Origin of the sequence: Paenibacillus sp. LPE1-1-1.1 (assembly GCF_040676435.1) — a bacterium.
In the GTDB taxonomy this organism is placed as follows: domain Bacteria; phylum Bacillota; class Bacilli; order Paenibacillales; family Paenibacillaceae; genus Pristimantibacillus.
The window spans coordinates 1292734-1317126 of record NZ_JBEGHY010000023.1; the positions used below are offsets into that span (position 1 = coordinate 1292734).

General features: G+C 48.8%; 22 protein-coding genes, 1 pseudogene and 1 riboswitch. Of the genes and pseudogenes, 5 read left to right on the forward strand and 18 right to left on the reverse strand.

Annotated elements, in window-relative coordinates; all coding sequences use genetic code 11:
* The first annotated feature begins 69 nt into the window (after positions 1–69).
* Complete coding sequence (locus tag MRBLPE1_RS22825) at positions 70–1074, forward strand: LacI family DNA-binding transcriptional regulator (RefSeq protein ID WP_364149623.1); 1005 nt, start codon at positions 70–72, stop codon at positions 1072–1074.
* 151 nt (positions 1075–1225) lie between these two features.
* Here MRBLPE1_RS22825 and MRBLPE1_RS22830 read toward each other — a convergent pair whose 3' ends face one another.
* From MRBLPE1_RS22830 to MRBLPE1_RS22895, 14 genes and pseudogenes are all read right to left on the reverse strand, one after another.
* On the reverse strand, positions 1226–1837 hold the full coding sequence (locus MRBLPE1_RS22830; RefSeq protein WP_364149624.1) for a hypothetical protein: 612 nt from the start codon (positions 1835–1837) through the stop codon (positions 1226–1228).
* Positions 1838–1917: 80 nt separating this feature from the next.
* Positions 1918–2193: pseudogene (locus MRBLPE1_RS22835) on the reverse strand (cellulase family glycosylhydrolase); the annotation flags it as partial.
* Entirely contained in the window at positions 2082–2471 is a 390-nt protein-coding gene (locus MRBLPE1_RS22840) for a cellulase family glycosylhydrolase (RefSeq protein WP_364149625.1), read from the reverse strand. The gene MRBLPE1_RS22840 and the pseudogene MRBLPE1_RS22835, both read right to left, overlap by 112 nt.
* Positions 2472–2661: 190 nt before the next feature.
* Positions 2662–3351, reverse strand: coding sequence for an HNH endonuclease (locus MRBLPE1_RS22845; protein WP_364149627.1), 690 nt, complete (start codon positions 3349–3351; stop codon positions 2662–2664).
* A 53-nt stretch (positions 3352–3404) separates the two neighbouring features.
* Complete coding sequence (locus tag MRBLPE1_RS22850) at positions 3405–4091, reverse strand: ECF transporter S component (RefSeq protein ID WP_364149629.1); 687 nt, start codon at positions 4089–4091, stop codon at positions 3405–3407.
* Positions 4079–5728, reverse strand: coding sequence for an ABC transporter ATP-binding protein (locus tag MRBLPE1_RS22855; protein WP_364149630.1), 1650 nt, complete (start codon positions 5726–5728; stop codon positions 4079–4081). The genes MRBLPE1_RS22850 and MRBLPE1_RS22855 overlap by 13 nt, the downstream gene beginning before the upstream one ends.
* On the reverse strand, positions 5710–6588 hold the full coding sequence (locus MRBLPE1_RS22860; protein WP_364149631.1) for an energy-coupling factor transporter transmembrane component T: 879 nt from the start codon (positions 6586–6588) through the stop codon (positions 5710–5712). The genes MRBLPE1_RS22855 and MRBLPE1_RS22860 overlap by 19 nt, the downstream gene beginning before the upstream one ends.
* The gene (locus MRBLPE1_RS22865) at positions 6585–7376 is read right to left on the reverse strand and encodes a DUF4430 domain-containing protein (protein WP_364149788.1); all 792 of its coding nucleotides are present in this window, start codon (positions 7374–7376) and stop codon (positions 6585–6587) included. The genes MRBLPE1_RS22860 and MRBLPE1_RS22865 overlap by 4 nt, the downstream gene beginning before the upstream one ends.
* Before the next feature lie 201 nt (positions 7377–7577).
* Positions 7578–7776, reverse strand: a riboswitch (cobalamin riboswitch).
* 98 nt (positions 7777–7874) lie between these two features.
* On the reverse strand, positions 7875–9326 hold the full coding sequence (locus tag MRBLPE1_RS22870) for a DHA2 family efflux MFS transporter permease subunit (protein WP_364149790.1): 1452 nt from the start codon (positions 9324–9326) through the stop codon (positions 7875–7877).
* Between the two features lie 55 nt (positions 9327–9381).
* Positions 9382–9966 carry a TetR/AcrR family transcriptional regulator gene (locus MRBLPE1_RS22875; RefSeq protein ID WP_364149632.1) on the reverse strand — a complete coding sequence of 195 codons (585 nt, stop codon included), beginning with the start codon at positions 9964–9966 and terminating at the stop codon, positions 9382–9384.
* 147 nt (positions 9967–10113) lie between these two features.
* On the reverse strand, positions 10114–10740 hold the full coding sequence (locus MRBLPE1_RS22880) for an FMN-dependent NADH-azoreductase (protein ID WP_364149634.1): 627 nt from the start codon (positions 10738–10740) through the stop codon (positions 10114–10116).
* A gap of 159 nt (positions 10741–10899) precedes the next feature.
* Positions 10900–11559, reverse strand: coding sequence for a response regulator transcription factor (locus MRBLPE1_RS22885; RefSeq protein ID WP_364149635.1), 660 nt, complete (start codon positions 11557–11559; stop codon positions 10900–10902).
* A 9-nt stretch (positions 11560–11568) separates the two neighbouring features.
* Positions 11569–13221 (reverse strand): GAF domain-containing sensor histidine kinase, encoded by a 1653-nt coding sequence (locus tag MRBLPE1_RS22890; protein ID WP_364149637.1) that lies wholly within the window; start codon positions 13219–13221, stop codon positions 11569–11571.
* Positions 13222–13326: 105 nt separating this feature from the next.
* Positions 13327–14559: a multidrug effflux MFS transporter gene (locus tag MRBLPE1_RS22895; RefSeq protein WP_364149639.1), complete on the reverse strand. Its 1233-nt coding sequence runs from the start codon at positions 14557–14559 to the stop codon at positions 13327–13329.
* A 273-nt stretch (positions 14560–14832) separates the two neighbouring features.
* Here MRBLPE1_RS22895 and MRBLPE1_RS22900 point away from each other — a divergent pair, with 273 nt between their 5' ends.
* The 4 genes from MRBLPE1_RS22900 to MRBLPE1_RS22915 all read left to right on the forward strand — a co-directional run bounded on the left by MRBLPE1_RS22900 (position 14833) and on the right by MRBLPE1_RS22915 (position 19636).
* Positions 14833–15774, forward strand: coding sequence for a ribose-phosphate diphosphokinase (locus MRBLPE1_RS22900; protein ID WP_364149641.1), 942 nt, complete (start codon positions 14833–14835; stop codon positions 15772–15774).
* Positions 15775–15912: 138 nt separating this feature from the next.
* Positions 15913–17418 carry a spore germination protein gene (locus tag MRBLPE1_RS22905; RefSeq protein ID WP_364149643.1) on the forward strand — a complete coding sequence of 502 codons (1506 nt, stop codon included), beginning with the start codon at positions 15913–15915 and terminating at the stop codon, positions 17416–17418.
* Positions 17415–18515 carry a GerAB/ArcD/ProY family transporter gene (locus MRBLPE1_RS22910; protein ID WP_364149645.1) on the forward strand — a complete coding sequence of 367 codons (1101 nt, stop codon included), beginning with the start codon at positions 17415–17417 and terminating at the stop codon, positions 18513–18515. The genes MRBLPE1_RS22905 and MRBLPE1_RS22910 overlap by 4 nt, the downstream gene beginning before the upstream one ends.
* A complete protein-coding gene (locus tag MRBLPE1_RS22915; protein ID WP_364149646.1) occupies positions 18512–19636 on the forward strand; it encodes a Ger(x)C family spore germination protein in 1125 nt (374 codons plus the stop codon). The genes MRBLPE1_RS22910 and MRBLPE1_RS22915 overlap by 4 nt, the downstream gene beginning before the upstream one ends.
* A 67-nt stretch (positions 19637–19703) precedes the next feature.
* On the opposite strand, the gene MRBLPE1_RS22920 is transcribed toward MRBLPE1_RS22915, so the two are convergent.
* The 4 genes from MRBLPE1_RS22920 to MRBLPE1_RS22935 form a co-directional block, all read right to left on the reverse strand.
* Positions 19704–20474, reverse strand: coding sequence for a DUF3891 family protein (locus MRBLPE1_RS22920; protein WP_364149648.1), 771 nt, complete (start codon positions 20472–20474; stop codon positions 19704–19706).
* Positions 20475–20501: 27 nt separating this feature from the next.
* The gene (locus MRBLPE1_RS22925; protein ID WP_364149649.1) at positions 20502–20822 is read right to left on the reverse strand and encodes a chorismate mutase; all 321 of its coding nucleotides are present in this window, start codon (positions 20820–20822) and stop codon (positions 20502–20504) included.
* A 240-nt stretch (positions 20823–21062) separates the two neighbouring features.
* A complete protein-coding gene (locus tag MRBLPE1_RS22930) occupies positions 21063–22178 on the reverse strand; it encodes an LLM class flavin-dependent oxidoreductase (RefSeq protein ID WP_364149792.1) in 1116 nt (371 codons plus the stop codon).
* A gap of 203 nt (positions 22179–22381) precedes the next feature.
* Entirely contained in the window at positions 22382–24379 is a 1998-nt protein-coding gene (locus MRBLPE1_RS22935; protein WP_364149650.1) for a beta-galactosidase, read from the reverse strand.
* Between the last annotated feature and the right edge of the window lie 14 nt (positions 24380–24393).

A 24393-nucleotide genomic window follows, 5' to 3' on the forward strand; every position in this document is an offset into this window, starting at 1 on the left:
ATTAATTATTCATTGATATGGCTATCATTCCACAAACTCCGAAAAACAAAATAAGGTAGGATGACAATCATGAGGCGTAAAGTTACCATTCAATCTATTGCTGATTTTACTGGACTGTCAAAATTCGCAGTCTCAAGAGGATTATCCGGAAAATCAGGCGTAAGCCCTCAAACAAGAGAGCTAATATTAAGAGCGGCAGGACAGCTTGGATACTTTAAGGATGCACAAACTGCACCCGTTCCAAGTGAGCTTATGGACATTGAAGCGAGGAGCTGGTCAGGTACGATTCTTGTGCTTTTTCCGAATGTGCGGTATCAGAATACCGATTCTTTATATTGGGGTCCGATTTTTAACGGCATATCCCTAAGGCTTAACCAGAAAGGCATTAACATTTTAACCTTAACCGAGCCGACAGGTGACTCCATGTTCTCACTATTGAATCCAGAAGCGATCATGGGAATAATAACAGTCGGATCTATTTCCACTCCTGTTTTGTTAGACATCAAAAGATTAGGCATTCCAGTCGTGATGGTCGATCATCATGATCCTAGCTTTTATTGCGATTCGATCTTTACGGATAACCTGTCCAGCATGAGAGAGGTTATGAGTTCCGTTATTTCAAAAGGGTACAAAAGCTATCAGTTTTTGGGTAACATCAGAGACGCACAAAGCTTTTACGAACGTTATCTTGGATTCCGCTCTTCCCTTGAAGACCATGATATCGAATTAAAGCAGATCCCCTCGCTAATGGGACCAGAGATCGATACTTTCCATGATACATTTAAGGCTGCGATCTTAGAGCATGGCTTGCCTGAGGTATTTGTCTGCGCCAACGATATATTTGCATTATTCGCATTGGAGACCTTGAGGGATATGGGTATGGAAATACCTGAAAATCTTGTGTTTACCGGCTTCGACAATACGCATCCGCAAATTCCGTTCTTGGCAACCGTAAATGTCGATAAGGAGCTGCTAGGCAAACGGGCCGTGGATCAAATGCTTTGGCGAATTCTCAATCCAAGCACAAGCTATGAAAAAACGCTTATCCAGGCTGAGGTTATGGTAAGAAGTTAATGCATGTTAAAGAAGGTTCTCTTTAAAGCGATTGCGCCTTAAAGAAGAACCTTCTTTTATTGATTTCCCCCTACGATCCGTCAGCCTAATCCATTCGAAATGGAGAATAGGCAGCCTCGTTTTAGCCCACAGATTGGTTACGGAGGAAACCTTATTGCAGCACTAAGCTATCTACATAAACCGCAGATATACCGCTGGAGTTCGTTGGTGACAGGAACTGAACGCCTAATTCTCGCACATCACCCAAATTGGATACTCCGGAAAGACTTAATGTAAGCGTTGATGCCCCTGTTGAATTTATATTCACCGTTCCCGAATCGTACCAAGTGTAGCTGGAGCCTGTCTTAATAAACAGCTTCGCCTGCAGGCCGCTGCCTACGCTTCCCCAAGCGGCGTGCTTCACTTTGGCGGAAATCGAGGATTTGCCGCTGAAATTGTTCGAACCGGTATATTGCAGTGTAAATTGACCACCGCCTAACGTGACGTCAGCCTTTAACGAGCTGCTGCCGCTTGCGGCCCAATCGGTTACCGACCACGGGCCACCTGTAACATTAAGAGCCGTCCACCCCTCCGTATTACTACTTTCAAAATCATATAGAGCCGTGCTGCTGCCGTTAAATACAGTTGCCTTTGTGGATGTGGCCCAAATCCCGTTTGTTCCGTTAATAACGAGATTCCCCCAAGTTGTAAGCGTTTGCCAATCACTTGTCGACATATCCAGCCACGAATTGCTCGAATCGTTCCCGGTCCAAGACCAAGCCATATAACCGTTCCTTTAGCTTGGCTCTGATCCATAACCTCTTGAGCATTAACCTGACTGCCCAAATTATTGTTGCCGTTATTGTAGTTATATCCGAACTCTCCTACCATGACAGCTAAGCCTAGATTTTTAATCGCTTGGAGCTCGGTTCCGATTTTGTTTGAATCGTTCCATGAGCCATACATATGAATGGAGAACATGACGTTATGATCCGGGTCATGCGCGAGAAGCGCATTGCCGTATGCTTTTATAGGTGAAGCATTTTGTCCCCAGCCCGAGCCGTCAACGATAATCGTATTATGGATACCCGCATTTCGAATCGTCGAAATTGCTGTTTTATAGGCATCGCGCCATGCAATGTCCGAGAGATTGTTATCCCCCATTCATTCGCGATATTAACCAATACATACTTTTCATTGCTCGTCAAAATAGATTTCACCGCACTGCCGGCAAAATAATTGGCCATGTCATTTAAACCGGATGTGCTGTTTGAGCCTGTTACATCATGTAATTCAACGATTGCAATCATTCCGAGCTCTTTGCAGCGTTCGATAATTTGCTGTAAACGCGATGCCGAACCGCTTGTCGTCCATACGATTCTGACTGCATTCGTTTTTTTTGAGCTAATGGTGCTCAAAGCGTCATAAGCTTGCGTATCGAACCAAGCGTGAGCGTTATTTACTCATTATTTGTTATCTATTTATTGAACTTTGCAAGCTGGATGTCCGCAATTAACCAAAACAAAGAGGAACCGCTAGAACGATAATGATCGTTTTAGCGGTTCCCCACTTCCTATCTTTGCAAAAACGCATACATTGCGATTAAGATTAAGTCATGCTGTCTTCGCTTTTCATAAATGCCTGCAAGTCTTGATCCGCTTTGGATTGATTACAGGCATGACATGCGCAAACGCAATTCAAAGGCGTCGTATGCCCTCCCTTAGCGCGAGGCAGCATATGATCAATCGTATCACCAAACTCGCCGCAAAAATAACAGGTATGGTTATCTCTCTCCAAAATATAACGCCTGAACTCCTTATTGCTAAACAAGCGCCGAATCGTATGGCGGTTTACTAGAACGGCAGCATGCTCATCGACAAGCGTGACCGCAAGCTCCAGCTCTATTTCCTGATACCAGCGACGACCTTTATCCGTTTTGCCTCGCATCCAAACCGTGCCTTGACGCGTCTGCTTGAGCGCGGCAGAGTCATTCGGCAGCGGGATTGTCGGCATAGGCGGCTGCGAACGCGTTTTTTTGGCCCGCGCTGTTCTTTGTATCGCTTTATGTTCATGATCGACTAAAGCAGGTAAAGGGTCTGCCGCGGCCTTCGCCTTCCGGCAAACCCGGCAAGCGCCGCGGCGCGCCCCTGTGCTGGAGCGTCTGCCTGTCCGACGCAAAAAATCGGAGAGCGGCTTCGTTTCCTTACAGCTTGCGCAAAGCTTAACAGCAAGAGGTTCTGTTTCATCCATCGGTTTTCCGGGCATACCCTTACCAAGCGCCCGATTGCTTCCCCTCATGTTTTTTCTACCATTGTAGCATTTATTACGGCCTGGCGGGAGCTTCCCCAAAGCTATGACTCGAGTAGGCCGTATTTTCTCTTAAACCGATGCAAAATCGCGATCCAACTGCTGCCAAACACCGCAAGGAAAAACACATTGGACAAGGCATGCGCCAGATCAAAATAAAAGCTTTGTATATAGGCGATAACAATCAGCTTCCAGCTTAAGGCGTCCGGCAAGCCGATGATAAACCAAACATTCATGATCCAGCCAAACAAAAATCCCCAGACGAACCCAAACACGAGCAAGCCTGTTTTTGTTTTTATAAGCCATGTGTGCCGCAGCCAGCCAGCCGTGGCCCCTATCATACCCCAGCAGAACATTTGCCATGGCGTCCAAGGACCCTGCCCAAGAAAAATATTCGATACGACAGCTGCTATCGCACCGATGATAAAGCCCGACTCCGCGCCGAAAACAATCGCCGCGATTATGATAACGAAGGATGTTGGCTGAACGCTCGGCAGCGGCGCGAAAGGTACTCGGCTGACGGCTGCAATAGCGGCCAGCACCGCAAGGATAACAATCTCGCGCGCTTCGATGTTCCTTCTCTCGAACCGCGAAAAAAAAGGAAGCATGGTTACGAAGAGAAGCACGATGCTCAGCATGAGGTAATGCTCATCCGTAACAGCGGAGGACAGCGCCATCGCCGCAACGAACAATGCGATGCTGGTTAAAAACCAGAGCTTTATTTTACCCATTGATCCATCACATCCCCGGTCGTCAGCGCATCGGGCAGCCACTCGCGCACCGTGCGGTTAATTGCTGTCGTATAAAAATAATTGCTTCCAAAAAACAGAGCCGGAGCCGCCTCGGCTGAAATCGCGCCGTCAAACACCATCGCGCAGCGCGATGCATGCTCCGCCGCAAATTCGATATCATGGGTAACCATAACAATCGTTTTGCCTGATCGGCATAATTGCTGCAGCAGCTCGGCTGCCCGCTGCTTGGCTATGGGATCCATTCCTTTTGTCGGTTCATCCAAGCATAGGACATCCGGCTCTCCCAGCAGAACCAGCGCAAGCGCCGCTCTCTGCTGCTCCCCCCCGCTCAGGTCATATGGATGCTTGGGCAAAATATCGGCAATTTGCAGGGCTGCCACTATGCCTGCAATTTTATGCTCCCGTTCGGCAAGCTTCACATAATCAGCCATCTTCTGAAGCTCCTCCTCGACTGTGTCATAGCTAAAATACAGCAAGGGATTTTGAGCTAAATAGCCGACCTTTATATCTTTTTCCTTCTTCATCCTGCCGCGCTGCGGCTTCAGCAAGCCAGCCATCATTTGCAGCATCGTCGTCTTTCCTGCGCCGTTACCGCCCATCACCGCCAAAAACTCATTCTTATATACGTGAAGCGACAGCTTCTTCAACACCTCTGGGCCGTCTTTCTCATATTTAAACGTCATTTCCTCACAGGCCAGCAGCCGCTCCTGCTTGTCGTTCCGCGTGTCTCTCAGTGCCTCCGCTTGCATGGGAGGATGCGTTTGGATTCCGCCTAACCCGGCAAGCCACTGCTTCCCCTCGCGTACGGTCAGCGGGATTTCTTTCGCATAGCCTGACGGGCGTACCGGCTCTGCTGACAAATAAAGTTTGGTCACGCTCGGCAGATACGAAAGATCCGTTGACGCTTCGGCGGAGCCGATCAATTGGCACAGTTCTCTGGGTGCAGCATCGAATTTGACCCTTCCGCCGTCAAGCATAACGATTCGGTCGGCAAGCGGAATCACGTCCTCGAGCCGATGCTCGCTAATAATGACTGTCATCGACATCTCTTGATTCAAGCGGTATATAAGCTGCAAAAAATCACGCGCAGCTACCGGATCCAGCTGTGAGGTAGGCTCATCCAGCAGCAGCAGCTTCGGCTGCAGCAGCAGTACGGAAGCCAGGTTAATCAGCTGCTTCTGACCGCCTGATATTTCATGCACGGACTTATGCAGCAGATCTTCCAGTCCAAAAAAATGGCTCATTTCAGCCAGCCGCTTGCGCATAACCGCTTGGCCATAACCGACATTTTCCATCGAAAAAGCCAGCTCATGCCATACCCGGTCCATAACGATTTGATTTTCCGGGTTTTGAAAAACCATACCGATCTGCTCTGCTGCGGTTACCGCAGGCAGCTCCGCAAGCGGCAGGCTTTCAAAGAACACGGTGCCCGAGCGCTTTCCCGTCGGTTGCGCCTCTTGTTTCATATGACGGAGCAAGGTTGTTTTTCCGCAGCCGGATGCTCCGCATAAGACGACAAACTCCCCTTGCTTCACCGATAGGGATACGTTATCGAGCGCAGCCGCTAACGTATCGGGATAATAAAACGATAGTTGATCTATTCGAATGACTTCCATGTCCTTCTCTCCATTCCTTCAAGAAGCGCTGGCGTTAATAAAAAAGCACAATAGCAAGCAAAGATGAAGCCTTCTCCCCGATGCAAATGCATCGATTCCAGACGGGGATAGATCGTTAGTACCCCATAACCCTGCATCCAGCCCCAAGCGCAGGCGGCCCCCGCCGCTATCAAAAATCCGAGCACATACCAGTCCCTGCGATCCATCCGATAGATTACGTAGGAGCTTCGTTTGGCAGAGCCGTACCCTCTCGCTTTCATGGAATCGGCTGTCTGAAGCGCTTCTTCCAAAGACCAGGTCAGCAGCACGCGAACGAGCAGCATGCCGTCCTTGCTGCGTTTTTTTAGGCTGCCCTCGTGAATGGTTACCCCCTTCATCCGCTGCACGGTCGTAATTTGCTCCAGCCTGCGCATAAACAGCGGCACGAAGCGAATCGACATCGAGGTTAGGAGCGACGTGCGCGGCGCGACCCTCGAGAACAGATACATCCATTTGTCTGTGGTTACGATTTGCTGAAAGGAAACAAACGCCAGCATCATGCATATTAACGAGAGCATCATCGTCACCCCGTACAAAATCGCTTCCAGCGTTATCGGCTGATCCATGAAATAAAAGAGAATATGCCTCCCCCGATGGGAGAACAACGGGTTAAGAACGGCAACCGATCCGCCCATAAGCGCATAATAAGGAAGCAGCTTAAGCAGCCGCTTCCCTTCGCCATGAATGACAATAATAGCCGTAAGCGCCGCAATCGACGTCACGAGGAAAACAGGATGAAATAACAGCATGCCAAAGGCAATGACACCCGCATAATAGCAGAAGCTGGTAATGGGATGAGCGGAGAAGAAGGCATTGTTCATTCCGCCTCGGCTCCCAGATCCTCGCCGAGATCGATGGTATACAGCCATTCAATGACATCGCCGTCCTTGAGCTTAAAGGCACCCGCGCTTTTATTTGGAAACTCGCCGTTCACCCGGTACATCCATCCACTCTTTGCGCCGAGATCAAATTCATACAAATTATCAATGCCTTCAATGTAAGCAGCAGCCTTTACGCCTCTGTATTCCATTTGGATTTTGTTTTTGCGGGTCGTTCTCTTCAGCACTTCAAGCACGGTATCGTCTTTCTGCAGTTCGACGGCGGTAGCCGCGAGCACGGTGCCCGTTTTCTCGTCCGCCACGATCGATATCGTAACCGAACTAATCGGCTGCTTCGTTTCGGCCGGTGAGGCAGACGGAGACTGGACGGGCTTTTCTGACGCATTCGGCTTTGGCGAAGGCGTCACCTGCTGATCGCCCTGCACTGGGGATAGCGTCGGCTTCGCCGGTTTCACGGACGCAGCGGGTTTCTCGCTTGCGGCATCCTTTACCGGATTTTCATCTTCGTCTTTGTCCGCGACCGCAGAGGGCGTTGCCTTTGGTTCCGCAGTCGGAGATGAATTAGCAGGTTGCGCGCTCTCGCTTCCGCCTTTAGGCTCTATGCTGCCTTTATCATCCGTTACAGCTGTCTCTTGCGGAGCTTGGCTTGCTGGCGTTTGCTCGCTTGCCGTATTTCCGTTCGTTTCCGGATTCGCGCAGCCGACGATTGCTCCAATTACCAGCAGGCCTATCAATAAGCTGAATAACCATCGCTTGCTGTTCTTTGCCATCAATTCTTTCCTACTTCCTTTTTTCAATTCTTTTTGACCGGACAAGCTTCTTCGTTATGCCGCTGGGGGCTGCAAAACAAAAAAAAGATCCCCTGTTCAGAGGGGATCTTTTATCGAATTAAAGATTTGCAACTGCAAATAAAATAAACATCATGCGCATTGCATAACGTTCCGATCTCCATTCTTACCCCCGAAGAATGAGAAACAAAATAAGAAAAGGCAGGTCTCCTGGCTCGTGCGTCAACACGTTTCTCTACCTTCCCATCCCTACGACAGACAGTGGCATTTTGAGAGAAACGCTCTTCACATACAGTGGCGGGACCGCGCCGGCATGATACCGGACTTCCCTATTAAGCAAACAAAAACCCGTTCTGCTTGCACCTTCTCTTAACAAATATTCGGTTATTTTATCAATCATATCGGGATTAAGGGGGTTTGTCTATAAGCGATCAGACATAGCCATCCTGTTCGGCTTTGAGGTCATCATGTTTCGTAACTTTATTTTTTATTATTTTGCTTTTCTACATGAACCCGTTTAATGAAGAACGCAACAACTAGGCCAATGACCGCAACGACCATCGCGAAAATAAACGCATCCTGTATGCCCGCCGTCATAGCGAGAGGCGCATTCGCCGGGTCAGCCGGATCAGCGGCATTCTTCATGAAACTGTTCATCCCAGCGGTCATAATGCTAACCGCAACCGCCGTGCCAATGGCACCCGCCACCTGCTGCAGCGTGTTCATAATCGCTGTGCCGTCCGGATACAGTTCGCGCGGAAGCTGGTTCAGACCATTGGTCTGCGACGGCATCCATACCATCGAAATTCCGATCATCAAGCAGGAATGAAGCACGATGACAAGCGCCAGCGTCGACGCCGTCGTAATGCCGGAGAAAAACCAAAGCACGGCTGCTAAGATAACAAGTCCGGGAATAACGAGCCATTTTGGACCGAATTTATCAAACAAGCTGCCCATAACCGGGGACAAAATACCATTAATCAGTCCCCCCGGCAATAGGACGAGACCTGCCGTAAGCGCGCTAAGACCCAGCCCGCTGATCAAATACATCGGTAAAACGAGCATGGAGGCTAATATAACCATCATACAAATAAACACCATCAGCGTTCCCACTATGAACATCGGATGCTTAAAGGCGCGCAGGTTCATCATCGGCTGCTTCATCGTCAACTGACGGATAGCAAAAACGATAAGCGCGGCTATGCCGATAATCATAAAGGTAATAACTTTTGCGCTGCCCCAACCGCCTTCGCCTTCACCTGCGCTGCTGAACGCAAACACGATGCCGCCGAAGCCAAGGGTCGAGAATACAAGCGAGAAAACATCGATTTTCGGTTTTGTAATCGTGGAGACATTTTGCATATAGAAAATTCCAAAAACAAGGGCTATAACCAAGAACGGAAGCGACAGCCAGAAAATCCAGTGCCAGCTCAAATTTTCGATGAGAAGTCCGGCTATGGTAGGTCCTACCGCGGGTGCAACCATAATGACGAGCCCGATTATGCCCATCGCCGCTCCCCGCTTCTCGGCAGGAAAAATAATGAGTATCGTATTAAACATCAGGGGCAGAAGAAGCGCCGTACCAATGGCTTGAATGACGCGTGCCGCCATGAGCACATCAAAGCTCGGAGCGAGCGCCGCCACAAGCGTGCCAAGCACGGAGAAGCTTACCGCTGCTATAAACAGCTGCCTCGTTGAAAACCATTGCAGCAATAAGCCCGATACCGGAACCAAGATGCCAAGCGTGAGCAAATAGCCCGTTGTCAGCCATTGTACCGTTGGCGCAGTGATATTAAAAACTTGAATTAGATCGCTAAGCGCTACATTTAAAGCCGTTTCACTGAACATGCCGACGAAGCCGGCCAAAAGCAAAGAAATCATAATAGGAAATACTTTGTAGGTCTGCTCCGTTCGTTGCTGCGATTTTGCCATTGTTGCTTGCAAAAATTCCACTCTCCCATATCTATCTATATTTATTGATGCCTTCTCAGAAAGAAGGACAATGGTTTACGACGTAGGGTATGCACTTTGCCGCGCTTAACAGCGGCTGCTTATCCCGATTCGTCAACGTCAGGATCAGCGCGCCCTCCAGCAGCGAAATGATGACGACGCCAATCTCTTTTGCTTTGGCCTCATCCATGCCATAACTAACAAGCCTTTCCGAGATGACGGCCTGCCAAGCGGCAAAAACATCCTGTCCGGCAGCTCTAAGCGTATCGCTGATCGACGAGGTCTCCACCGCCATCCAGAAACTAAAGGGCATATACCCTTGGAAATCGAACTTCTCGGCATCCTCCGCCATATCGTGAACGAAATCCTGTATGGCTTCCGCCGGCTCTTCAAAAGCGGAAAATTTTTGATTCCACTTCTCGATGACGAGATCACGGGTGCAGTTGATGCACTCCAGCGCCAGCTCCTCCTTGCCGTTCGGGAAATAATAATACAAAGAGCCTTTCGGACAGCTGCTCTCTTTAATAATTTGGCTCAAACCGGTAGCATGGTATCCCTGCGTAAAAAAAAGCCTTGCCGCCGTTTCAAGAATGGCGCATCTGGTATTTTGTTTTTCTGACATCCATTCACTCCTCGATTATAACGATCGGTCTATATAATATAAACATTGATCCGCTTAAAGAGTCAATCATTTTTTATTTACAGAACGCCCAATGCAAAAAAAAGACAACCAGACGAATGTCTGGCTGTCTTGGCTTTACCGCTGAAATTAGAAGCTTGCAGCTACTTTTTTTGCTTGTTCAAGGCCGGCAGCAACAATCGCTTCCGCTTGATCAGGCAATTGGTTGTGGCCTTCGATAATGACGCTCTCCAGGTTTTTTACGCCGAAGAAGCCCATTACGTTGCGAATGAAGTTGAACGACATTTCAGCGCCGGCTGCTGGACCCTCGGAATAGATGCCTCCGCGTGCGTTAAGCAGCGCTACTTTTTTGTCTGTAATCAAGCCGACTGGACCTTCAGCCGAATAACTGAATGTTTTGCCTGCTTGCGAAAGGTAGTCGATGTAAGTGTGCAATACAGCCGGAACCGTGAAGTTCCAAAGCGGGAATGCGAATACGACTTTATCCGCTGCAAGAAATTGATTGATATATTTATCGGAAACCGCTACTGCCGCTTGCTCTGCCGGTGTCAGGTCGTAGCCGCGGGCCGCTTTAAAGTTACCGTTGATCATATCCGCATTCAAGTACGGCAATTCTTCTTTAAACAAATCTAGCTCAATAACGACATCCTCAGGATGGCTGGCTTTGTAGCTATCTAGAAAAGCGTGGTATAGCTTAACGCTTGTTCCCATTTCGATTCCGCGATCGTTTGCTTTAACAAATAAAACTGTACTCATGATTTGTTTCCCTCCACAATATATAATTTACTTTTTGTAAGTACCTTTATTGTATATAGTTTTGAGGAGGGAAGCATCGGTAAATAGACCGAAAAAAAGACGATATTGAACCGCCTAGGGCGGAGATTCAGTCTTACGACTATAGTCTTACGACGTTTTTTATTCGAGTTCTTTCATTAAATGCACCGCGTATAAAGCCGCTTGCGTGCGATCCGTCATATTAAGTTTGCTCAAAATACTGCTCACATGCGTTTTTACTGTTTTCTCCGCCACGGTCAGGTTTCGCGCAATATCTTTGTTGCTCATTCCTTTGGTAAGCTCCTGCAGCACTTCCAGCTCCCGCGGAGTCAATAGTTCGATTAATGCCCGGCTCGGCAGCTCCTTCACCGCAGCATTTTCCGGTACCACCTCGGCAAGCAGCGCGCTTGCGATGTCCGGGTGAAGCTGGATGTTCCCCTTATAAGCGCTGCGAATGGCTTCTGCAAGCTGATCCGGCTCTACATCCTTCAGCATATACCCGATTGCTCCGGACTGGAGCGCGGGAACAATATGGCTGCGGTCCGAGAAACTCGTCAGAACGAGCACTTTGATCTCCGGATTTTGCTTGGCGATCCGCGTACTCGCTTCAATCCCGTCCATGATCGGCATGTTCAAATCCATCAGTATGATATCCGGATTTAATTCGGCTGCCTTCTCGACGGCTTCCAGTCCATTATGGGCTTCCCCGACCAATTCGAAATCGGGCTGCATCGTGAGAAAAAACGAAATGCCCTTTAGCACGATTTGATGATCGTCTACCAATAATATTTTGATCTTCACGGCTGTTCCTCATTCCTCATTCCACATTTCCATATCTGTCGCGACCGGGATCGTAGCTTTTACGACAGTGGGCCGCCCCTTCGCGCTTTTGATCGACAGCTCGCCGCCCAGCGTCTCCGCCCGCTCCCGCATCGTCAGCATCCCCATCGTCAGCTTGCCTTTGCGTTTCTCTGGTGAAAACCCAATGCCCTGGTCTTTGATTTCAATGCTGGCAGCCTGCTCTGTTTTAATTAACCGCACGTACACCACATTGGTTTCCGCATGCTTCTTTACATTGTTCATGGCTTCTTGCCCGATCCGCCAAAACGCCTCTTCAATTGCCCGGGGCAGCTCCCTTACGCCTTCAACCTGTTCAAATACCGTTAAGCCCATGTTCTTGCCGTATTGCTTTAAAGCAGTCAGCAGTCCATGCTCTAAGCCTGCCGGGCGAAGCTGCCAGATGAGCGTTCGCATTTCCTTCAGCGTTTCTTGGGAGAGCTGCCTTATTTCTTGCAGGGACCGCTCGACGATCGGCTCTTTGCCCGCAAGAACCGTTTCAGCCCCTTTGGCGAGAAAGGATAATGAAAATATTTTTTGAATAACCGAATCATGCAGGTCTCTTGCCATCCGGTTTCTCTCTTCCATTCGAGCCAGCTCTCGCCGCTGCTCATACACCCGCAAATTTTCCACGCTTAGCGTAAAATGATCCCCTAACGAATACAAAAAATCCTCGAGATAATCATCAAATTGTCTGCCCAGCTGGCTGCTGATAAACAATACGCCGATCGGCTTGCTTCGAATACGAAGGGGAATCGCCACGGCTGAGGAGAACGGCGGAATTCCGATGGACGTCAACGATGAGCTGGGTACCTGATGGCAATCCGACAAGGTAACGATCCGATTCTCACGGAAAGCGGTGCTTACCGTTCCTCCTTGGTCAATCTCCATTGAAAGCCACTCTTTCTTGACACACTTATCCGTATAATGCGCGCGCAGCGATAATTGCTCCTGCTCGTACATAAACAACGAAACATGCTGCCAGTTGAAGGTATCGCCAATATAGCGAACGGCCTGGAGCGGCAAATTGTTAATATCCTGTATGGCATTTATTTTTTGAATGACATCACCGAGCTTGGCATAATGAAGGGCATGCTTCTCCTGAACCTGGTAGAGCCGGATTCGTTTAATCGCCGTGCCGATTTGATAGGCTACCGCTTGCAGCAGCGCCAGCTCCTCCTCCGAGAATTTCACCTTCCCGGACTCCGCGACGTTCAACAGGCCGAATCGGTCCGAGCCGGCATGAAGCGGCACGGTTGCATGATGGGAAACACCCTCCGTATCGCCGAGCTCATTGTTAACCGCATATGTAATTCTGGAGCATTCGATAATATTCACCGCTTGCTCCAGCTTATTTTGCTTGAATCTCTCTACGCACCAGCATGCTGATCCGCACATCAGTGCTTGGTTATTTGCCCGAAGCCCCTCCGGTAAATGATGTGTAGTCACGCTTAAATCTTCGTTATGATGATCGATCATAAAGATCCAGCCGGTCGTAAAGCCTGTTACTTGGAGCAGCTTGGCAAGCACGTCTTTCAGCATTTCTTCCATGTCGTTGGTACTGTTCAGCGTCTCGGCGATTTCCTTCAACGCGACCAACTCATAAGCCCTTATCTCCGCGGACATGCTCCCACCCCTTCTAAGCACACATTATACACCTAGGCAAGCAGCAAAAAAAGAGCCGCCCCCTCCTAGATTCCTCAATTTCAGATGGACAGCTTTTCATAAAGATTACCGTTTTTTGAACGGGTTTTTAATTATAAGAACATAACAGGCCACAGCCCCAAGCTCTGCGGCAGCAATCCAAATACCCATCGGAAGCGCGTTTGCGCTGCCGCCGAGGCCGATCAGCGGCGCCATCAAGCCTCCGAAAGTAAAAGAGAGGAGCCCTAGCAAGGCGGATGCGCTGCCTGCGGCGCTGCCGTGCTTTTGCATCGCCAGCGAGAAGCCTGTCGTGCTGATGATGCCTACGCTGGATACGACCAGAAATAACGGAACGAGAATATAGATCAGAGCCGCTTCGAGCAAAATCATGGTTAGCAGCGCCGTTCCTGCCGATGCTGCAATCGCGAGTCCGATGACGAACAACTTGTTCTCTCCCACCTTAGCCGCAAGCCGGCCAGTAAGCTGTCCGAATAATATAATACCTAAGCCATTTATTGCGAAAAACAAGCTGAAGCTTTGCGGCGTCACGCCGTAAATATTTTGCAGCACGAAGGGCGACCCTGCGATATAGGCGAACATCGCCGCCATCACGAGACCTTGCGCCAGCGCGTAGCCCATAAAGGAACGGTCGCGCAGCAGGATGCCGAAGGTCGATATCGTTTGACGAAATCCTCCGGTCATTCGCTTATCCGGCGCAAGCGTCTCGGGCATGCCAAATAGCACGGCAAAAAATATAAGCATGCCCCAAACGCCCAGCACGATGAATACGCCCTCCCAGGACGTTACTCTTAATAGTTGGCCGCCCGCAATGGGAGCAAATATGGGAGCCGCCCCGTTGACCAGCATCAGCATCGCAAAAAATCGGGTAAGCGACGGACCCTCATACAAATCACGGACGACCGCCCGGGATATAACGATGCCGGCTGAACCGGAAAAGCCTTGGATAAACCTGAGAATGATTAAAATTCCGATTGAAGGCGCCATCGCGCATAATACCGAGGATAGAGCGTATACGGCTAAAAAAATGAGCAGCGGCAGCCTTCTCCCCTTTATGTCACTCCAGGTTCCGGAGAAAAGCTGTCCGACAGACAGACCGATCATACAGGCCGTTAAGCTGAGCTGAACGAGCGAAGAGCTTGTTCCGAAGTCCTTTGCCAGCTGAGGCAGGGCAGGCAGGTACATGTCTAGCGACAACGGTCCGAACGCAGACAACGAGCCAAGCAGCAGAATGAGCCACACTCGCTTCGTGTCCTCCGAAGAACTGCCCTTTAAGGATTGTATTTGGCTGTGATTAGGCACGCATTGCAACTCCTTCTTCAATAAATACATCAAAACTCTACTTTATCATCTTTCATTATTTGTTCCAATACGATTATAGGCACAGCAAACATTTGTCCTCCTATGTTTTGTTTGTTATGATTGAGCAAAGAATGTCGCATAGAGATGAAATTTGCTTACGAAGTAGGTTTGCTTCGCAAACCTAAGCTCATGCTTACGAAGTAGGTTTGCTTCGCAAACCTAAGCTCATGCTTACGAAGTAGGTTTGCTTCGCAAACCTTTAAGGAGGAACAAATGCAAAAAGTTAAAATTTTTTCCGGCACTTCGAACCAACGACTGGCCGAGGAGCTGTGCAAAGAGCTTGAGCTTCCGCTCGGCAATGTCGCCATATCGAGGCAGCAAAGCGGAGAAATCCATGTATCCTACGGGGAGTCGATTCGCACCTGCGACGTTTTTATCATTCAATCGCTCTCGCATCCGGTTAACGAGCATTTGATCGAGACGCTGGTTATGATTGACGCCGCAAAACGCGCATCGGCCAAAACGATCAATATCGTCATGCCTTATTACGGCTATGCGAGACAAGAACGAAAATCAGCGCCGCGCGAACCGATTTCAGCTAAGATGGTTGCGGATGTGCTGACCACGGTTGGGGCTAACCGCATTATTACGGTCGACCTGCACGCTGATCCGATACAAGGCTTTTTCGATATTCCGGTCGATCATCTAACCGCGCTTGATTTGATCATTGAATATTTAAGAAACAAAAAGATTAAAAACCCGGTAGTTGTATCTCCCGATGCGGGACGCGCTACAACGGCCGAGAAGCTTGCCGGACTGCTCGATTGTCCTTTCGCCATCATGATCAAAAATCGGCCTGCTCATAACCAATCCGAGATTACGCATATCATCGGCGATGTCGAAGACATGACGCCAATCATTATCGAGGATTTGATCGATACGGGCAGCACGATCGTAAACGTTGTAGAGGCGCTTAAAAAAAGAGGCGCCCATGATTCTTACATATGCGCAACGCACGGGCTCTTCTCCGCCAACGCGCTCGAGAAGCTTGACCATCCAAACATTCGCGAGGTCGTCATTACGGATACTATCGCGATCGGCGAGGAACGCTCCGATAAATTTATCGTATTGCCGATGTCGCCTCTTCTTGCCACAGCAATCAAAATCATCACCGAAGGCGGATCCATCGCCACCTTATTTAAAGCCGGCACCTAGATTAAAAGGAACAGCAAAAGAAGCATACCCCCTTGCAAAAGAGCAAGGGGGTATTTTCTGTTACATGAATAACCATGGTAAACCGTGGCAAAATAAAAGCGATGCTTTGAATACACGAAGGAAAGGAGCCGCTTTCCCATGGATGAACAGCTCGACGATGTCTCTCCTCCCCTATCGGATCATATAGACGCTGAGCTGACGAAAATCTTGCCGCGAATCAACGACATTTTTTCCGAGACACCCGATTTAATTATCCGAAAATTAACAATCAAGCAGACGAACGAGCAAGCTGCTTTAATTTTTATAGACGGCCTGACGGATAGCACGATTATTAATCATGACGTTCTGCGCCCCCTTCAGCTTGAATCCGGCAGCGGGCAGCCTGGCGATGACCTTATCATGACCGTTAGTCATTTCGAACTTGAGACGAGCTGGGCGCGAATTGAAGCCTTGCTCCTGCACGGGTATAGCATATTATTTGTCAATGGGCGGACCGAAGCCTATTCACTGGGAACCATGGGTTGGCCGCAGCGGGATATTCAAGATTCTCAACTTGAGTCTTCTTTAAAAGGCTCACACCAAGGCTTCGTGGAAACAAGCGGGCAAAATATCGCATTGATTCGCCGTTATATTGCCAATCGAGAGCTGAAGATGAGGCGAATCACGGTCGGACGGCGCGGACAAACCCTCGTGACGATATTGTACTTGGCGGATGTCACGAACCTGGACCTATTGGAAGCATTGGAGAAAAGGATCCAAAACGTCGACATTGATGTCATTCTTACTGCAGGCGAACTGTCTGAATTGATTGAGGATCATCCTTTTTCTTTATTTCCGCAGTTCATTTCGACGGAACGTCCGGATTCAGCCGCATCGCAGCTGCTGCAGGGAAGATGCGTAGTCGTTGTCGACCGGTCACCGAATGTGCTCATTGCGCCCGTTACCTTCCTTTCTTTTTTTCAAAGCACGGATGACTACAGCATGCGCTGGCCTATCGCTACGTTTCTGAGATTGCTTAGGCTGTTTGCTTTCTTCACCGCGGCTTTTCTCCCTGCTTTTTATATCGCCGTCGTCAATTTTCATTTCGAGATCATTCCGATGAAGCTGCTGCTGACACTGGGGGAATCGCGCGGCCAGGTTCCTTTTCCGCCATTCGTGGAAGCCATTCTCATGGAAATCACGCTGGAGATGCTGCGCGAGGCCGGCATCAGGCTGCCTGCGCCCATTGGGCAAACGGTGGGCATAGTAGGCGGTATCGTCATAGGACAAGCCGTCGTTCAAGCCGGCTTGATAAGCAACGTTATGGTTATCGTTGTGGCATTCACGGCTATCTCCTCGTTTATTTTGCCCAACTACGATATGGTAGCCGCCGTAAGACTCATCCGATTTTTTTTGATGGTTCTTGCAACCACATTCGGATTTGTAGGCTTGGTTATCGGCTTGATGACAATGATTGCCCACCTGTTGACCTTGAAGTCGTTAGGGATGCCTTATAGCAGTCCGCTTGGTCCGATACGGTTTGCCGATTGGAAGGATACCCTCGTCAGAATACCGATATGGCTCCTTAAAAACCGTCCAACAAACAGCCTGCCCCAGCAAAGAAAAAGACAGGGCCCCCATACTCAGAAGGAGGAGGACCAATGAGTAGAAGCGAGAACACTCTCATTACACCTATGCAATTTACATTTATCATCTCAGGCATTCAAGTGAGCGTATCCATCCTCTCGCTTCCTAGACAACTTGCTGATGCAAGCGGAACCGACGGATGGATGGCGATCCCCATTGGATTTGCCTTTAGCCTGGCAGCAAGCTTTATCATCGTGAAGATCATGCAAAATATGCCTGATGGCACGATACTTGATCTGCTCTCCAAACATTTTGGCGCTTGGGCCGGCAAAAGCTTTGCTTTGCTGCTTTGTTTGTATTTTCTATCTTTTGTGTATGACAGCCTAGACCGGGGGATTCTCATAACGAAGGCATGGCTGATGCCAAACACGTCTTCTTATCTGTTCATGGTTTTATTTCTCGTGCCTGCTTATATCATCAGCAAGCATGGGCCTCAAACCATTGGGAGGTATTCCGAGCTCATCTTTTTCTTGTCCGGCTGGATACCGTTCATATATTTATTTACGCTTAAACACGCCCACTGGCTCTATCTGCTCCCCCTGTTCAAGGAGGGCTTGGCGCCTGTCCTGAAGGCTGTGCCTGCTATGCTTTACCCAAGTCTCGGCATGGTGGCTACCTTTATTTTATATCCGCATTTAAAAACGAAGGAGAAAGCCTTCCGAAGCCTCTTTCACTCCAACTTAATAACGATGCTTATCTATTTTTACATCACGATGATTTGTTTTATGTATTTCAGTCCCGACGAAATCGTTGAGTACAATGATCCCACCATCAGCATATTGAAAACCATCGAATTCCGTTTCATGGAACGGATCGAGGTTCCTTTTATCGCCTTTTATTTGTTTTTATTTTCATTGGCATGGATTCCTTCCACCTATATTTCCGCTTTCTGCTTAAGATGGATTTTCGGTTTGAAGGATACGACCCTGCCCATACAGCTATTTTGCATCGCGCTTGTTATAAGCTCCTATTTTTATTTGCCCACCTTTAATCAAAGCGACATTCTCGGCACTTGGATTGGTTGGTTCGGGATCGGTATAGAATATGTATTTCCATGTCTGCTGCTCGCCTTTATCGCCTCAAAAAAGGCTTGGATGAAAAGGAACCGAATATGAAACCACATCTGCGAAAATGCCTGATTATCTTGGCAGTCATTTGTCTTTCGGCCTGCGGCTGCAGTGATGAACTCTCTCTTGAAAATGCGGCGACGCCCCTTGCCTTAGGCATCGACCTAGATGAGAACGATAAATTCCAATATTACATTACAATACCGGTATTCAGCAAAAACATTAACAAAAAGAGCCAACAAGGCGGAGGCGAAGCGTTTACGCTCCGTCAATCCAAGTCACAGCAAGACGCCCAAACGGCCGGCTCCGTGCAGGGTCGGAATTACCAAGTCCTTTTGATCGGAAAACGTTTGCTGGAGCACGAGGATTGGTTCCGTATGCTTGATGTGCTATTTCGCGATCCAAGAAATACGGTCATGGACAGGGTTATCGTCATTGACAGCCCCGTATCGGAGATTATATACCTAAACAAAGATGACCAGCCTCAATTGCCTATTTTGCTCAGGGGAATGGTCGAGACCAAAAGCAAAAAATCGGAAACATATGCTACGACCGTGCAAGATCTGCATCAATTATTTTATGAAAAGGGAATTTCGCCTTATATGGCTGAAGTAAAAATAGTGAAAAAGGAAGTACGGTTGGAAGGTTCCGCCCTGCTTAACTCGAGAGGAAAATACGAAAAGTCTTTAGATGCCCAAGAAACCGCGCTGCTCCATGTCTTGCAGAAGAAGGCCAAGCCTGGCGTCAGCTTCTCCTATCGGATGCCAGGCGAGCCCAATATCGGACCATTCGCTACCGACATGCTGAGCTTCACGGCAAGCAAAATAAAAACGAAAATAGTAACCTCCTACCAAAACGGCCGTTTTGTTTTTGATTTTCATATCAAAATGACGATTGGCCTATCCGAGCATTTGTTTCCTTATGATGTTGCCAATGACGCAAATAAATTGGAAAAACAAGCCGCTGAGCAAATGAAAGCCCAAATGGAACAGGTCATCCGCTCGTTCCAAAAACATCAGATCGATCCGATCGGACTTGGCATCTACGCAAGGGCATTTGAGTATAAAGCGTTTAAAAAAGTGGAAGATCACTGGGGAGAAGCGTTTGAGGATGCGGACGTCCATGTGAAATTAGATCTCAAGATTGGAGCCATGGGGCCGATCAGATAAGGAAATGGCTAGAAAAAAGAGGATACCCCAGAAAATCCGAGGTATCCTTAAGCCAATCATTCGGTTTTTAACTTTTTTGGGGCTGAAACCGGAGCTTATGCTCCCGATGCTGCTCTCGGCGATATGCTTCTGCTATTCCATATTTAGAAATATCAACATGACTTACCTTCTTGTATGACAGAACCGTATCGATATCCCGGCAGAAAGGGAAAGGTTCGAGCTCGATCGTCGATTCATCCTTCCACTCGGCAAGCATTTTCGTTTGCCCCGTGCGATCGAACCAATAAGAAAATCCATTGGCAAACCATTCGTAATGCTCACGTAATGTTCCCGGCTTCTCCATGCAAGCGAACAGCGACAGTTCATCGCAAAGCAGCAATGCCTTCGCATGCTGCTGAAGCAGCTTCACGTCAAGCTGCAGCTGCTCGATTATGGCGCTTTGCCTTGTAAACTCACGTTCGACGAACGTTACCGTATCTTCGTTTCTAAACTGCTCGGCAAGCGTCGTATACAAAATACTGCCGAGCAGAGCGGCATACGGGCTGGTTTCCTGTACACGGTCAAGTCCTCTGGAGTAAAAGACGAAGCGAATGTTTCCCGGAAAATCCCGGAAAGAAAATGGAGCACCCGCCGCATCATTCCAAAGCGGAATACGATCCAAATCGATCCAGCTGCTATCATGTTCATAAGCGGCTAAGTTTAGCTCTTCCCTGCGCTCGGCACTAAGGAACAAAGCGTCCTTCCAAGCGGAAACGAGGTCTCCCGAAATACGGGCATGATCCTGCTGCGCAATGAAAATGAACGCGTCTTCCATTTTGTATACGATCATCGTTACCATCCCTTCCCTCTTGAAGTAAACGGTTGTTTAGTAGGCTTCTATTTGTCCAATTGGCGTATTTGTCTGTTGGGACAGCTTTATTTCTTTATGTCTGGCAATGACTAAATCCATTACGCATCTATAAATAACGGACGCATAATCCGGGTTTAAATCCGTATCCGCAGCTTGCTTCGCAATTTTTTCGAATTGTTGGGATTCACGGCCAGGATCCTGCGCAGTAAGCTTCTGGGCTGCTTTATAGACTCCCACCTCTTCCGTCAATTGAAACCTTTTTGCGAGCAAGGAAATAATCTCCTTATCCAAATGATCAATGTCTTGTCTTAATTCCTCTAGTTTGGAAGCCTTCATATGCCTCTCCCTTATCTGTCAGTTTTAATGTATTGTACCACTTCAGCGACCGAATCGGCTACGAGGTTTCATCAAACTCCTCTTCTACCCATACCCAAAAATGAAAGTTTAGATTCACTGTTAGAGTAACTAAACTGATCAAAACCATTGAAACCATTTTCAAGTTAAACAAAAAAAACCGGAAATCGCCGTTTGGACGGCAATGACCAGTCTTCCGTTTACATTATAGTTAAGCGAGCGTTACACAGTTCGCACAGCTGATTTCCGCAGCTCTCTGCGGACAACCGGCATCACCTTCGCCGCCAGCAGTTCGATCGATGCGGCTACCTTCGGGAAAGGAATTCCGCCGATATCGAACTGAGCCATAAAACGATGATGGCCAAAGAGCTCATGCTGTGCCAATATTTTCTCAACCAGCTGCTCCGGGCTTCCCACCGCCAAAGCGCTCATCGGGCTTGCCATCAGCTCGAATTGCTCGCGCGAAAGATGCTCGCCCCTGGCATTACCGCCCATAAACTGGCTCACATAATTCGCATAGTGAGGATAGTATTCTTGTTTCGCCTGCTCGGCGGTCTTCGCAATATAGCCATGGCTTGTTATAGCAATCTTTAAGGCATCAGGCTTGTGGCCCGCTTGTTTGCCGGCGGTCCGGTACACGTCGACAAGCGGCTTAAACCGCGCCGGATCGCCGCCTAAGATAGCGAGCGCCATGCCCGCGCCAAAGCTGCCAGCCAGCTCCGCGCTTTGCGGAGTGCCGCCGACTCCGACCCAAACCGGCAGTTCCGTTTGCACCGGACGGGGGGCAATTTCCGCATTTCGCAGCGACGTCCGGAAAGCGCCTTCCCAGGTTACCCGCTCGTTTTTGTTCAGATCCAGCAGCATGCCAAGCTTCTCCAGAAACAACGCCTTATAATCACTGAGTTCAAAACCAAACAAAGGAAAGGATTCTACATAAGCCCCGCGTCCCGCTATCATTTCCGCCCTGCCGTCCGACAACAGGTCCAAGGTCGAGAAATCTTCGAACACCCTCACCGGATCCGACGTGCCAAGCACAGTCGTCGCGCTCGTTAATCGAATGTTCGTTGTCGCTTGCGCAATTGCCGCCAAAACAACGGGTGGCGATGAAATGACAAAATCCAAACGATGATGCTCGCCAACGCCAAAAATATCAATACCGGCCTCATCGGCAAGCCGGGCAGCCGCTATGATCTCTTTCATACGTTCTCTCGCGTTTGGCATTTGCCCGCTAACGGGGCTAGGACATAGGTCGCCCAGCGTATATATGCCAAATTCAAAATCGCCAGGCTGCTTCTCTGAACGAAGTAAGCCTTCCGTATGCGTTGTTTCCTCTTTGATGACAAACACCACTTTCGTTCTATTCTATTCAAGCGCTGATTTCTAACGCTTCGATTATTATCTCAGTTACTTATCGTAAGTAATGATACATAAGTAATTTAATTTCGTCAAGTTACGCATCTGGACGCTCACGTTTCTTATGATCATTAGCATACGCAAATAAGGTTGAAGCAAGCCATGCCTGCTTCAACCTTATAGTTTTGCTACTCTTCGATAATAAGAAAGCTCCAAGGAGCCAGCTCCAAGTTTTCTCCGCTTGCAACGCTGCGGTCTGACAGCAGCTCCCTGCCGTTCTGGTGACGATAAGGAACGGAAGTCTCTTGTCCCGAATAATTAAAATAATACCGAATGGTTTGCCCATTGCCGTTGACGCCCGTTTTCACGATTACAGGGAATGCAAGCTCTTGATTCGAACCCCATAATCCTGCGTCCCGAACGGCGCCGCTAAGCACTCTGCTCACCACTTCTGCGCTTGGCATGCAGCCGATATAGGTTGCTGTTCCTTTCCCGTATTCATTTCGGGTAATCGCCGCATACTCGCCCCACTGCGCATGCTCATAATAAGCCAATACCTCGGCCGTCGTAGGCGTAATAAGCTCCATCCACATCCCAACTTGGCTAAGCCCATCGCTTTCCTTGATCAGCTTCCCTTTCAAGCCCACTTGATTAGGCTGCACGAACAAGCTGTAAGTGATTCCGCATGCCTCGTTAATAATGCCCGGCTGCACGGTGTCGCGAACCTTTACCACTTCATCCGTAAAGCCGCTTTTGAACGTATAGACCACATGGCCGCCACCGCTCACATAAGCGTTAAGCCGTTCCAAATCCGCGGTGGCTGCCGCGTAAAGCGCCGGAACGATAATCAGCTTGTACTCATCCAAACGGTCGAATGACGGCTGAATAAAATCAACCTCGACATTTAACTTATACAGTTCATCATATAAAGCGCGCACGATGTCATTGTAGATTTTCCCGTCTGGCAGCTTAAACCACTCCATAGCGGACAATGCTTCATTGCTCACCATTACGGCAACCTGATTCCGTTTCTTCAGGTTCACGAGCTTATCACTCAGCCTCGCAAAATCGGCTCCAACCGTGATGGCCTCGTTATATACCGGATTCGGCTTAAGGTCATGGCTTAGCAAACCTTTCCAATACGTTTCGAATGAATTATGGATGGAATGCCAGTGCCAATAAGCGACCATATTCGCTCCCGATGCGAGATGGCTGAACGCCTGCAGCCGCAATTGCCCGGGATACGGCGTCCAATGCGGAAAAGCCTGCGCTTGCGTCTCGAGAACCAAGTAGTTGCTGTTTTTCAGCGAACGCGTCATATCGCCGCCGAATGAAATTTCGATGCCGGTTAAATCATCCTGTGAGGGATGGTAAATGTCTACGCCCGCGATATCAAAGGGCTCAGAAGCGGCAAAATGATCTACGGAAGGTTGAACGCCGAAGGAATATCCCCGCCATTCAAAATCAAAGTTTTGCGTAACGAATTGTCCCGGCTGCTTATACTCGTTCACTAGAGAGACCTGCCATGCCAGGAATTCATTCACGAGCTTGCGCTGGAACTTAGCGAACTCCGCGCCAAGGCTGCCATTGATCGTCCCGATAACCGAAGGGAATTCCTCCCAGCTGTTAATACGGTTGCTCCAATAATCAAGTCCGAACAATTGATTCACCCGCTCAAGCGTACCGTAGTTCTCCCGCATATATTTCACGAATTGCAGCTGGACATTCGGCCCCGCCGTATCATAATGCTTCGTTTCATTGTCCGTTTGATAACCAATAACGGCTGGATGAGTGCATACGCGGCTAATCAGCTTCCGAATAATCCGTTCCGAATAAAAGAGGTAGGCCGGATTCGTGATGTCCATAATTTGCCGGGCGCCGTATTTGCCGGGGCCTCTAGCGGTAACCGCGAGTACGTCCGGATGCTCTTTTACCATCCAAGCCGGCACGGCATAGGTCGGCGTACCGACAATCACCGCGATGCCGGCCTTATGCATGGCGTCCAGTACCTTGTCGACGGAAGAGAAGTCAAACACGCCGTTTTGCGGCTCATGCGTACTCCAAGTCGATTCCGCAATCCGGACGACGTTGATGCCTGCTTCTTTCATCATCCGAATATCTTCATCTAACCGCTCATAAGGCATATATTCGTCGTAATAAGCAACGCCGTACAACAATTTTTCCATCATAAGAGCTCCTT